A 12,704-nucleotide genomic window follows, 5' to 3' on the forward strand; every position below is an offset into this window, starting at 1 on the left:
CTAATATACGCCCCTTACTGGAAATAGCGCTTTAGCCAACTGTTTTTTGCTTCCACCTTCCAATTTTCATTGAATGCCTTAATGTCACTGACCAAATTATTGAACGTTAAGGTAGATTCGGTAATTTTCCCATCCTCTACATTTGATTTAATTCCTGTCATGGGAAAATCAATAACCTTACCGTCAATTAAAAAACAAACTTTAGTACGATCAAAGAAATTGATGTTCAGTTCTTGCTCCAGGCTCTTAATTAGTGAAACTGATGCGTCTATGGAGCAACCGCTGGCCTGATTGAATGACTCGTCGGCGCTGATTATTAAAAACTTGTCATGAGCAATCTGAAAAGAACTCTTAAGTGACTGACCATGCGCGGCCCATTGTTGTAAAAATGAGTTGCATTTTGCGCTCAGTCTAAGTTTGTCATTTTCAGAAAGCAATCTGTCTGCCTGATAAACCCAAACACGAGACGTCTCCGCCATTTCTTCAAACGGAATATACATAATAGCATTGTTTTTATTGCCTAACGAAATTCAGGCTTCAAAAGTAACGATAATCGCTATTAATTTTCAGTAGTCTTGACTGGTTCCACGATTTCTTCCTGCTGAGGAAACATGATTGAGAGAATAATAGATAGAGTAAGGGCCACAATGATTACAATAAAGGACCAAATGACAGGGATATGCGCATGCTCTATACCAAATGCCATGTTAAAACCTTGTTGTATAATGTTCATTTCCAAAAGCATTTTTACGCCTATAAAAATCAACACAACCGACAAGCCCTTCTGCAGTAAATAGAATCGATCGAGGATATTTGCCAGGAGAAAGAACATGGCACGTAGTCCCATAACAGCGAAAATGTTAGATGTGTAAATAACAAATTCGTTTTGAGTAATGGCGAATGCAGCAGGAATGGAATCTACTGCAAAGATTAAATCTGTTGATTCAATCAACAGTATAACAAGAAATAATGGAGTAAACCAAAGTTTCCCTTTCTCGATAAATGCAAATCTGCCACCTCTATCTTCGGTAGAAATAGGTAAAACTTTTTTGGCCCAGCGTGTCAAGACATTTTTCTCAGGTTCTATCTCCATGTCATCATCTTCATTGAAGATTTTGATTCCAGAGTAGACCAGGAATACGCCGAAGATGTATAATATCCAGTGGAACTCACCAATAAGCAGAGCACCCAGGAATATGAAAACGGCACGAAAAATAATAGCACCTAAAATACCCCAGAACAGTATGTCATGATAGTACTCATCCTTTATCTTGAAATACCTTAATATCAACAGAATGACAAAGATGTTATCAACAGAGAGGGCTTTTTCCGTTACATAGGCCGAAAAGTACTCTAATGCATCTTCAGAACCTCCGCCGAAGTAATAGATCAATCCACCAAATATTGTAGAAATGACGATCCAGAATATGGTCTGAAGCAGAGCGTCTCTTTGCGTGATTTTTGCTGGGCCTTTATGGACAAGTCCTAAATCAACAGCAAGGAAAAGAATGATCACAATTCCGAAGACGCCGAATAGCAGCACTTCGTTAGTGCCCGAAAACAAATTGAGAATCATGGATATGTTTATCTTGGTGGTTTTTACTAGTTGTTAATCGAAAATTCAACTAACAAGGCGCAAAGGAAATGATAATCAGGGAGATAATGAAATTTATTGCATAATTGTGTATTTAATTCACCAATTGTAAATTGACCAAATGGTGATAGGTTCCCTTTAAATTGTCAATTAATTCGTTGTGAGCACCAGATTCCTTGATCTTGCCATTCTCGATCACGTAAATTCTGTCAACTTCTTTTATCGTAGCGAGTCTATGCGCAACGATAATGGTAGTCCTTCCCTTCATCAGTTCGTTCAGACCTAACTGTACCTTTTGCTCTGATTCTGCATCCAAAGCACTAGTTGCTTCATCAAGAATCAAAATGGCCGGATTTTTTAGAATTGTTCTAGCGATGGCAATTCGCTGACGCTGACCACCAGATAATTTGACACCTCTTTCTCCTACCAGGGTATCAAAACCTTCCGGAAACGATTTTATGAATTCAAGTGCATGCGCCTTATTGGCTGCGTCTTCTATCTCTTCTATAGTGGCACTTGGCTTTCCGTAAGCAATGTTTTCTCTTATCGATCCTCCGAACAGAATGACTTCCTGTGGTACGATGCCGATATTTTTTCTGAAGTCAGAAAGGTCATAAGAATCAATGTCCTTATTATCCACTTTAATACTACCACTATATCCATTATAGAGACGCATAAGTAAATGAGCTACTGTCGACTTGCCAGCTCCACTTTTGCCAACTAAAGCTACTTTTTCACCCGCTTCTACATTCATGGTAAAGCCTTCGAGAATGGCCATATCTTTTCTGCTTGGGTATTGGAAACTTACATGGTCGAACGAAATGTTCCCCTTGAATCTTGGGGCATCATTATTTGAAGATTCTTCCGTTTCTGAAGACTCTTGATGAATTTCCAAAATACGCTCCGAAGCACCAATGGCGCGTTGTATCTGCCCGAATAAATCTCCTATACCAGCTATCGAACCTCCAATGAATGCGGTATAAAAAGCAAATGAAATTAAATCGCCTACTGACATTTCACCGCGTTGTAATAGAAGTGCGCCGTACCACATAATTGCAACCATCCCACCAAAAAGAGCAAATATGATGAATGAAATAAATCCGGCTCGATAAGTAGCAGCTTTCAGGGCAATAGTTACAACTTGCTTAAGAGAATTTTGATACCTCGTCTTTTCAAATAACTCATTGGTAAAGGATTTCACTGCGAGTATGGATTGGAAAGTTTCCTCGACAATGGTTGAAGATTGAGCCAATTCATCTTGCGATTGGCGTGAGAGCACACGTATCTTTTTGCCAAAGACCATGGCCGCAACGATAAGCAGTGGGAATGTAAGTAACATGAATACACTCAGCGCAGGTGTGTTAATAAAAATCATGGCAATGCCTACAGCCAAAGTAACCACCTGTCTTATTACCTCTGCCAACGTGGTGGAAAAAGTGGTTTGCAACATAGTGACGTCAGAGGACATTCTACTCATCAAATCTCCCGTTCGATGTCTGTCAAAGAAGCTAATTGGAAGATATAGTATCTTTTTGTATAAGGCAAAGCGGACGTCAGCCATGGCGTGTTCGCTAACTTGAGCGAATAGATATACTCTAAAAAATGAAAAGATACCTTGTAAGAAAAGAATAACTATTAAGCTCAGGGCGATGCTATTGATATCGTTGAGCAGCCATGTACCTTCACCCGAGGCAACATCGATTAATTTGCCTGTTATGAGAGGAAACGCCAATAGAAAAAAGCTACCGAGAACAAGAAAGGCCAGACCTATTAAAAACTTAGCCTTATATGGTAGCAAGTAACGAAAGATACCATATAGTTTCCTAAAATTTTCCTTGTTGAGTGCACGCTTCTCCTCTGCTTTTAATTTTTCCTTGGCCATAACAATGCTTAAAATGTCCGCAAATTTATCCTGATCAACCCACACGTCCAACCTTTTCCGAAAAGAGCGGAAAAACGATAGCAGGTAATATTATACCAGATGAGCGGATCAGATCTTTGGCAATTTGATTCAAGAAGCTATCTTAGTTAGATGAACAGCATTTGTGTGTATTGTGGATCCTCAAGTGGAAATGAGGACGTCTATAAAGAAACGGCCTTAGCTCTGGGACAAACATTAGCCGCTAGAAAAATCAGATTGGTTTATGGAGGAGCCCAAATTGGAACTATGGGTGCTGTGGCTAGCGCTTGTTTGGAAAATGGTGGTGAAGTAACAGGCGTGATTCCTGATTTTTTGGATAAGAGGGAAATCACTAATTACGAGGTGACAGAATTGATACAGACGAAAAATATGCATGAAAGGAAAACCATTATGGTTGAAAAGGCAGATGGATTTATTGCTCTGCCAGGTGGTTTTGGTACTTTGGAAGAATTGGCTGAAGTAATGACCTGGGCGCAGCTGGGTCTAATTAAAAAACCAATTGGAATATTGAATGTTAATGGATTTTATAATAAACTATTAGACTTGTTTCAAGATATGCACCGGCATGGTTTCGTTAAGGCCTCCAATTTAGAATTGTTTGTTACTGACGACACTGTCCTCGGACTATTGAATAAAATGAGCAACTTTAAATTAGATGGTGCTTCTTTTGAGCAAAAACTGGGACTCACCTGATTTTGATCGGATCAAGCCAATTCTTAAATTAAAACCTAAGACGAATTTAATAAATCAACAAAACTCTCTGTGCGCGAATCGTTTCTACATTTCATTTGGCAATTTCAGAAGTTCAATACTATTGAATTGACCACTTCAGACCGTCAACCACTTCAGATATATTCCATTGGAAACTACAACACTGACGCAGGCCCTGACTTTTTAAATGCCAAATTACTCATTGGAGACATCACATGGTATGGACATATAGAACTACATCTAAAATCCTCTGATTGGAATCGTCATAAGCATCAACATGACGAGGGGTACAACAATGTAGTTTTGCATGTAGTTTGGGAGCATGACGAAGAAGTGCAAAGTGCCAGTGGCCAGGTTCTCCCGGTGCTCGAACTGCAAGAGAGGATCAAGCCGGACCTGCTCAGGAAGTGCAACCAGCTTATAAAAAACCCTGAAAAAATTCCATGTGCATCACAATTTCATCAAGTTAGAAATATAGATAAGCTAGCTATGCTTGATCAGGCTGGTGTTGCCAGGTTGAAGCAAAAATCTGAAATGGTATTGCAGCAACTAGCTAAGAATAATGGGAACTGGGAGGAAACTGTTTACCAGCTCCTAGCCAAGAACTTCGGATTTAAAACTAATGAAGACTCGTTTTTGAAGTTGGCCGAATCTGTTAGTCATAAAATACTGATCCGTCATGCCGAACAAGAGAGGGAGTCTGAGGCATTGATTTTTGGGATGGCAGGATTTCTAGTTGGATCTGAGGACAGTTATCATGCGGAACTAAGAAAGGAGTTTAATTATTTGTCAAAAAAATATAAGCTTGAAGAATTGGCAATGATTCGGGCAGAATGGAAATATTTAAGACTTCGCCCCGGTAACTTTCCAACAGTCCGGCTCGGTCAGTTTTCTGCTTTTTTTAGAAAGAATTCAAAGTGCTTCGACCAGTTCATACATTACACGGATCAGAAAGAATTACTTGCACTTTTTGATTTTGATGTTTCCAAGTATTGGAAGGAGCATTATGACTTTGGAAAGAAAAGTAAGCGAGCGGTGAAAAAATTAGGCAAATCGAGTATAGATCTCATTTTCATAAATACTGTAGCGCCACTTTTAGCGGCATATTCACAGTATACTGACGATCACACCTATATGGATAAAGCCATTGCTCTTTTGCAAAACGTGAAACCTGAGAAAAACCATATTATTACCATGTGGGAAAACCTGGATTTCAAGGCAAAAGATGCATTTGATAGTCAGGCTCTGATTGGGCTAAGGAACGAATTTTGTCTAAAAAAGAAATGCCTCTCCTGTAAAATCGGGGTCAGCCTCATCAATAGTTAGCTCTTGCAAATAGCCCTCATTTATATTATCAATGTTTCAATCCTGATCGGTATCAGTCTATGGTGTTATAATAGATATAAAAAGAGCACATTAAAAGTTCATTATTGGCCAGCCTTAGGATTTAAAATCATCTGTGGATTATTATTGGGTCAACTTTTTTTCTCCCATTACCAAAGCGGAGACACTATAACGATGTTCAACCAAGCCAGCGAATTGGCCAATCAAGATTTGGCTTCTTTGCTTAAATCTGTGACGGAAAGGACAGTTGCCAATCAGCCAGTTAGAGCCATCTATTTCGTCAGAATTTTAGCTATCATAAAATGGTTGACCCATGCTGATTATTGGATGTTGTCAGCTTATTTTTCGCTTTTCAGTTTTTTGGGATGTGCCTATCTTGTTGATAAAATTGCCCGGTGGAAATCCGAATTGGCCTATCCTGCACATATTGCTTTTTTATACTACCCGTCCATAGTATTTTGGTCTTCGGGCCTGCTCAAAGAAAGTCTAGCTTTTGGAGCTCTGACGTTTTTAGTAGGAACCTACTTTTCACGGTATCAAAGCAGAAAATTACATGCAGGCAATATTTTTATTGCTGCAGTAGCCTTGCTGATCATCGTTTTCATTAAATATTATATCGCGGCAGCACTGATTCCTCTACTTATCTATTTGGCATTATATCACATGTCTTTTTGGAGTAAGACGGGCGTATCTGGGATTTGGAAGAAAACTGGATTACTAATGGTTGTGCTGGCACTTCCGATCTTGCTCTTTCTATCCTGGCTTAGTCCCAACCTGAGCTATGGCGAATTGTGGAGAGTCATGCAGGCCAGCCATTATGAATATATCCGATTGGTTCCCGATGGGGCGCTGCACACATTAACATGGTTTGGTAGCAACTTAGACACCGTGGTTAACCTCCCCTATCTGGGTTTTTCCGGAATATTTCGTCCATTGATTGGAGAGGATATGACTTTTCCTGCTGTACTTTCCAGCCTGGAAAACTCAGTTCTTTTAGTCGCTGCCGTGATTTCATTTTCACTCTTTTTTAAGGTTAGACGGCAATTTTCTCCAGAGCTATTGGCTGTCATTATTTATATAAGTGGGCTATCCATATTTTTGAGTTACTCTGCGCCAAACTTTGGTACATTGGCTCGCTTCAAAATATACTATGTGCCATTTGTAATCATGTTGGTGGTTTATCAATTGAAATCGACTAAAATCCTATCAAAAGATTAATTGATCTCATCTCTTTCTCTAACTTTGAGGCATGGAAAATCCCGTAATTATTTTTGGTACTGGCGGTCTCGGTAGGGCGGCGCTTGAAATCTTCGAATCCAATGGAAGCGTAGTTTATGGTTTCTTGGATGATGACAAAGCTCTACATGATACAGAGATAGACAATATTCCCGTTTTAGGAAAAACGACTGATCAGGGATTCTTAAAACTAATCGGCCAAAAATGTGAAGCTTTTGTCGCTACGGACGACAATAAAGAGAAGCATTCGATTGCCAAGATGCTTATTGATAAGCGCAAGGTGATGCCAGCGAATGCTATTCACGCATCTGCACATATGGCCAAGTCAGCTATTCTTGGTCATGGAAATTTCATTAATGCCAATGTCACCCTTGGGGCTGGGTCCGATTTGGCAAATCACTGTATTCTCCACAGTGGATGCACAGTCGATCACGATGCCAAGCTTGCGGATTTTGTCCAGATTGGAGCGGGGGCAACTGTAAGCGCTAATGTAGAACTAGGAGAAAGTGCTTTTGTAGGTGCTGGATCAGTCATTGTGAGCGGAGTGAAGATTGGAAAAAATGCAAGGGTTGGCGCCGGTTCTGTAGTGATCGCTGATGTGGCCAGTGGTGAGACTGTCTTCGGTAATCCTGCTCAAAAAGTGGATGCATAACGCACGGAGTTTGGTCAATCTACTTTAGATTTTGCTATCTTTTCAGGAATTATCATTCTTGAAATGGCATGACCCAAATTCCCAAAACAGACCTTATTCTCAATCCAGACGGAAGTGTATATCATCTTCATCTCAAACCGGAGGATATCTCCGATACGATTATTACAGTAGGAGATCCACGACGAGTTGAAAGTATCACCAATGCGTTCGATCATGTAGATTTCAAAAAGGAATACAGGGAGTTTGTCACTCATCGTGGGACTTTTCAAGGTAAGGAGCTTACAGTGATGAGCACAGGCATGGGAACTGACAATATTGACATCTTTCTAACTGAGCTCGATGCTCTGGTCAATGTGGACTTGAAAACAAGAACAATCAAGGAAGAGAAGACAAACTTAAATATTGTAAGGGTGGGTACTTCAGGAAGTATGCAGGAGGACGTTTCGGTCGGTACTTTGCTCGCTTCAGAATATGCCGTTGGCTTAGATTCTCTGATGTGCTATTATGACCTGACCCAGACAGAATTCGAAAATTCCGTTTCACTAGAACTTCAATCTGCAACTGGGTTACCCTTCAAACCGTATTGTGTATCTGGCTCGGTTGACCTAAAAGAGAAATTGGCATTTGATATGACAACTGGAAATACAGCAACGTGCCCAGGGTTTTACGGCCCTCAGGGCAGAACTGTAAGGGCTAAAAATGCTTCTTCTAGCTTTATGGATAGCCTGAATGGTTATAGAAATGGAAACTTCAGACTAGACAATTTCGAAATGGAAACTGCAGCTTATTATGCCTTTGGGAGATTACTAGGACATGAGGTATTGAGCTTAAATGCTATTCTTGCCAATCGCGTGACTCATGAATTTTCAGCGCAACCAGGACGAGTAGTAAAGGATTTAATCCAAAAAACTTTAGAAAGAATATGAATCAGAAACTGATAGACTGGAATGATTTCGAAAAGGTCGATCTACGGGTGGGAACAATACTTACTGCCGAACCATACCCAGAAGCAAGAAAACCAGCCTATAAATTAACGGTTGATTTGGGCGTAGAAATTGGAGTAAAAAAATCAAGTGCGCAAATCACAGTACATTATACTCTTGAAGATTTGGTGGGTAGACAAGTCCTATGCGTTGTCAATTTTCCACCCAGACAGATAGGGAAGTTCATGTCGGAAATATTGGTAACGGGCTTTGCAGATGCAAACGGAGATATTGTGCTATCCGGCGTCGAACGCAAACTCCCAAATGGCGCCAGACTTTGCTAATGACCCGGCCGTTGATTTATAGAGCACTCCGACCAGATGATATTGGTCAAATGCATAGAACCTTTATTGAGGCCTTTTCGGACTACAAGGTAAATATGAAAATGTCGAGGGAAGCTTTTGAAGATAGAATGCTTTCCAAACTCAACATTGAATTTGAAATATCTCCAGGTATATACTCAGGAGACAAGCTTGTTGGGTTTATATTTCAGAGTATGAATACATACGAAGGGCAACTCGCAGCATACAACGGAGGAACTGGGGTTATACCTGGTTACACGGGTCAGGGATTGACCGGCAGAATGTATGATTTCATACTTCCGGAAATGAAAAAAAGGGGAATAGAGAAATGCGTGCTTGAAGTTTTAACAGATAATGCCAGAGCCATATCCGCATATGAAAACGCTGGATTTGAAAGAGGCAAAACTTTTCAGTGCTTTATGCTGAAAGATGGCAGATTGAATAACATCCGAAACCTGTCAGATAGGTTTAGTAAGGTTCTTGACTTCTCTATTGAGGAATACTCTTCGATTGGAGAAATTCAACCTGGTATGTTAGACCAACTTTCGCAGATCAAGCATCATCTGGCTAAAGAAAGCATCCTGGAGTTTAGAAAGGGAGACGAACTGTTGGCCTATATTATATTTCAACCTGGCAACGGACGAATTGCGCAATTAGCTGTCAGGCCTGAATTTCGAAGACAGGGAATTGCGGGGGCTTTGGTATATCAAGCACAACAGTTGTGCGAAAGCAAAGCCTTATCAGTATTGAATATTGAAACGAAACAGGAAGGCGTGATTAATTTTTTCACCAAACTAGGATTTGGATGCGATCTTCTTCAATTTGAAATGCAAAAGAAAATAGCGGATGTCTGATTATGAAGAGAAAATAGCTGGAGAGCTGAGTGAATGGCAAGTGGCTATGCAACGAACCCCTTCATTTTCCAATGCCGCTGTAAGAAGACTACAGACCAGAATCAATAGTTTGTTGCCCAACCGTCTACATCGCCTGATTACCAAAGTAATTAAAGAGTTGACCAGGGCAGTTCTTATCGGAGCCGAATTTACAACCAAGCCTGCCACGGGAATCCGATCTTTGATGGATATTGAGGAAGAGGTAAAAGAAAAGATCAATCGCTATACTTCAACGGCTACGGCTGAGGGCGCCATTACGGGTTTTGGAGGTTTTGTAAGTGGATTGGCAGATTTCCCACTTTGGTTGTCCATCAAGATGAAAATGCTCTTTGATATAGCTTCATCTTATGGTTATGACACCAAAGATTATAAAGAGCGACTGTTCATTTTGTACGTTTTTCAGTTGGCTTTTTCAAGCCAAAAAAGAAGAAACGAAATATATTTAATTGTCAGCAACTGGGAAGTACAAAAAGATCGACTACCATCTGATATCAATGCGTTCGATTGGCAATCATTCCAACAGGAATATCGAGATCATCTGGATTTAGCCAAGTTGCTACAGCTGATCCCTGGCGTTGGAGCAGTCGTTGGGGCATATGTAAACCATAAACTGACTAATCGACTGGGTAATACAGCTATGAATGCCTATCGACTTCGAAAACTAATGCCAAAAGGGTTGGCGGATAATTTTCTGAAATAGCAAAACAAAACCGCCAGAATCTTTATCTTAGAAGACTCTAAATTCGATTTTATGACACCCACTCGAGTATTTGACTTCCTTTCTTATCAACAGAATCAATGTCGTATTTCCAATGCCCTGAATTATAAAGAATTTGGCCAGTGGAAAGGTTTTAGTACTGATGAAGTAGTCCAGATCGTAAATGATATGAGCCTGGGGATGTTGGCGCTGGGACTAAATCCCGGTGACAAGGTGGCTATCGTGTCACCGAATAGACCAGAATGGAACTTTGTGGATTTTGCTTGTCAGCAAATTGGCGTAGTGACCGTTCCGATGTACCCAACAATTACAGTTGAAGATTACGAATATATTTTTGGACATGCAGAGGTCAAAATGATATTTGCTGCAAACCAGGAACTAATCGATAAGGTTAAAATCGCAACCGCTTCCCTGAATATTGAATTTGTGTACTCTTTTGATGAAGTGGACAGAGTAGAGCATTGGATGGAGGTGAAGAACAGGAACCCCCAAGGAGACCTCGCGGATGTTCAAAAGCTAATGGATGAAGTTCAACCATCTGATCTCCTGACTATAATTTATACCTCCGGTACCACAGGAAGACCTAAAGGGGTGATGTTAAGTCACAACAACATTGTCTCCAATACATTGGGTGTCTCCAAACGAATTATGGGTAGTTTGGTAGCAGGCGAGGATCGAACATTGAGTTTCTTGCCTATGTGCCACATCTATGAGCGGACCGCCATATATGTATATTTCTACAACAGTTTGGCCATCTACTATGCAGAAAGTATGGATAAGATTGGTGAAAACATAAAAGAGGTCAATCCAAACATGTTCACCTGTGTGCCTCGTCTACTGGAAAAAGTATATGACAAAATTGTTTCCAAGGGTTATGAGCTGCCCATGCTCAAACGAAAGTTATTCTTCTGGGCCATTGATTTGGGTCTCAAGTATGACCCCAACGGAAATTTCAGTAGCTGGTATCATTTCAAACTGAAAATCGCGAGGAAATTGATTTTTTCCAAGTGGCAAGAGGCCTTAGGAGGAAAACTGAAGTTCATCTCTTCCGGTGCAGCCGCCCTTCAACCGCGGTTGGCCAGGGTGTTTTGGGCAGCCGAGATTCCGGTTTGCGAAGGATATGGACTTACTGAAACTTCGCCGGTGATTACTGCAACTGCACCCTATCCAGATCATGTACGCATAGGAGCAGTCGGTAAACTCATAGATGACGTAGAGGTGAGGATAGCAGAAGACGGTGAGATTCTGTGCAAAGGCCCCAATATCATGATGGGTTATTACAAAGCTCCGGAACTCACGAATGAAGTAATTCAAGACGGATGGTTTCATACTGGAGATATTGGTGTAGTCGAAGAAGAATTCCTCCGAATTACTGACAGGAAAAAAGAAATGTTCAAGACCTCCGGAGGAAAGTACATTGCTCCTCAAATGATGGAGAACAAATTCAAGGAGAGCATCTACATTGAGCAGATAATGGTTGTAGGAGAAGGGAAGAAATTTCCATCAGCCTTAATTGTGCCAAATTTCGAGGCGCTAACTGAATGGCAGAAAAGCAATGGTATTGCAGAAGGTGACCCGAGGAGTTTGGTCGGTCACCAAGAGGTAATTAGGCTTTATCAGGATGAAGTAAGTCGATTTAACGAAGAGTTTGGCAATTGGGAGCAGATCAAAAAATTTGAACTGGTTGAGACAGTCTGGGGGATTGATACGGGAGAACTTACACCCACGCTCAAACTCAAACGTCGAGTAATTAAGGATAAGTTCAAGGAACTGATCGAGCGGATTTATATGATTTCGAATTAATTGACGCGCTCTGAAAGAGTCTAGGGTTGAATCTTTGACTATTTCAAAGATTCATGCATTCTCTACTGTTTATCCTCGCCTTTTTCTATCGAACTAGCGTGGTCCTTAATGACACACCAGCGTCCGGCTTTCTTTTCCAAAACGTAACTGACGTTCATTCTATTAAAGTAGGGTTTCCCATTGCGATTTGGTTCGCGGTACATAACCTCCACAACAGCCATTCCAAAATAGGTGCCTGCCTTCAGGCTTATAATCTTTGAGTCAAAGGTCCAAGACGTGTCCTCGAACCATTCTATGTGGTAGTCAATAAACTCCTTTGTGGTATAGGTTATTTCTGTTTGAGGAAGTATGAGAATCATATCATCATCTGTGGAGAGTGTAGCAGATAGATCCTCGATGTTTCTTGTAGCCACTGCATTAAGGTGCTTTTCCATGGTTGCTTGCATGGCCTCTCTTTCAATTTCAAGTAAGTTAGTCTGGCAAGCAGAAAGAAGTAAAGGAATAAATAGAAGTACTAATTTGATTTTCATTTTCTTGATTGACTATT

Annotated in this window: 13 protein-coding genes; 9 read left to right on the forward strand and 4 right to left on the reverse strand. The window is 40.6% G+C overall.

The annotated features are described in order from the left end of the window. Positions 1 to 14: 14 nt before the first annotated feature. The 3 genes from ABJD64_RS03285 to ABJD64_RS03295 all read right to left on the reverse strand — a co-directional run bounded on the left by ABJD64_RS03285 (position 15) and on the right by ABJD64_RS03295 (position 3,476). Positions 15 to 500: a hypothetical protein gene (locus ABJD64_RS03285; protein ID WP_348177371.1), complete on the reverse strand. Its 486-nt coding sequence runs from the start codon at positions 498 to 500 to the stop codon at positions 15 to 17. Between the two features lie 59 nt (positions 501 to 559). Next, positions 560 to 1,576, reverse strand: a complete 1,017-nt coding sequence (locus ABJD64_RS03290; protein ID WP_348177373.1) for a TerC/Alx family metal homeostasis membrane protein — start codon at positions 1,574 to 1,576, stop codon at positions 560 to 562. Between the two features lie 112 nt (positions 1,577 to 1,688). Beyond that, positions 1,689 to 3,476, reverse strand: a complete 1,788-nt coding sequence (locus tag ABJD64_RS03295) for an ABC transporter transmembrane domain-containing protein (RefSeq protein WP_348177376.1) — start codon at positions 3,474 to 3,476, stop codon at positions 1,689 to 1,691. Positions 3,477 to 3,626: 150 nt separating this feature from the next. On the opposite strand from ABJD64_RS03295, the gene ABJD64_RS03300 reads away from it, so the two are divergent. From ABJD64_RS03300 to ABJD64_RS03340, 9 genes are all read left to right on the forward strand, one after another. Continuing rightward, positions 3,627 to 4,208 (forward strand): TIGR00730 family Rossman fold protein, encoded by a 582-nt coding sequence (locus tag ABJD64_RS03300; protein WP_348177378.1) that lies wholly within the window; start codon positions 3,627 to 3,629, stop codon positions 4,206 to 4,208. 69 nt (positions 4,209 to 4,277) lie between these two features. Continuing rightward, complete coding sequence (locus ABJD64_RS03305; RefSeq protein WP_348177380.1) at positions 4,278 to 5,552, forward strand: DUF2851 family protein; 1,275 nt, start codon at positions 4,278 to 4,280, stop codon at positions 5,550 to 5,552. A 192-nt stretch (positions 5,553 to 5,744) separates the two neighbouring features. Further along, on the forward strand, positions 5,745 to 6,788 hold the full coding sequence (locus ABJD64_RS03310; protein WP_348177382.1) for a hypothetical protein: 1,044 nt from the start codon (positions 5,745 to 5,747) through the stop codon (positions 6,786 to 6,788). 31 nt (positions 6,789 to 6,819) lie between these two features. Next, the gene (locus tag ABJD64_RS03315) at positions 6,820 to 7,458 is read left to right on the forward strand and encodes an acetyltransferase (protein ID WP_348177384.1); all 639 of its coding nucleotides are present in this window, start codon (positions 6,820 to 6,822) and stop codon (positions 7,456 to 7,458) included. Positions 7,459 to 7,526: 68 nt separating this feature from the next. Further along, a complete protein-coding gene (locus tag ABJD64_RS03320) occupies positions 7,527 to 8,384 on the forward strand; it encodes a nucleoside phosphorylase (RefSeq protein ID WP_348177386.1) in 858 nt (285 codons plus the stop codon). Further along, positions 8,381 to 8,725 carry a tRNA-binding protein gene (locus ABJD64_RS03325; protein ID WP_348177388.1) on the forward strand — a complete coding sequence of 115 codons (345 nt, stop codon included), beginning with the start codon at positions 8,381 to 8,383 and terminating at the stop codon, positions 8,723 to 8,725. Before ABJD64_RS03320 ends, ABJD64_RS03325 begins: the two co-directional genes overlap by 4 nt. A gap of 50 nt (positions 8,726 to 8,775) precedes the next feature. Beyond that, positions 8,776 to 9,597 (forward strand): GNAT family N-acetyltransferase, encoded by an 822-nt coding sequence (locus ABJD64_RS03330; RefSeq protein ID WP_348177390.1) that lies wholly within the window; start codon positions 8,776 to 8,778, stop codon positions 9,595 to 9,597. Further along, on the forward strand, positions 9,590 to 10,336 hold the full coding sequence (locus tag ABJD64_RS03335) for an EcsC family protein (RefSeq protein WP_348177392.1): 747 nt from the start codon (positions 9,590 to 9,592) through the stop codon (positions 10,334 to 10,336). Before ABJD64_RS03330 ends, ABJD64_RS03335 begins: the two co-directional genes overlap by 8 nt. 51 nt (positions 10,337 to 10,387) lie before the next feature. After that, complete coding sequence (locus tag ABJD64_RS03340; RefSeq protein ID WP_348177394.1) at positions 10,388 to 12,157, forward strand: AMP-dependent synthetase/ligase; 1,770 nt, start codon at positions 10,388 to 10,390, stop codon at positions 12,155 to 12,157. A gap of 62 nt (positions 12,158 to 12,219) precedes the next feature. On the opposite strand, the gene ABJD64_RS03345 is transcribed toward ABJD64_RS03340, so the two are convergent. Continuing rightward, positions 12,220 to 12,687, reverse strand: a complete 468-nt coding sequence (locus tag ABJD64_RS03345) for a nuclear transport factor 2 family protein (RefSeq protein WP_348177396.1) — start codon at positions 12,685 to 12,687, stop codon at positions 12,220 to 12,222. Positions 12,688 to 12,704: the final 17 nt, after the last annotated feature.

Origin of the sequence: Reichenbachiella sp. (assembly GCF_039944555.1) — a bacterium.
Classification (GTDB): Bacteria; Bacteroidota; Bacteroidia; order Cytophagales; family Cyclobacteriaceae; genus Reichenbachiella.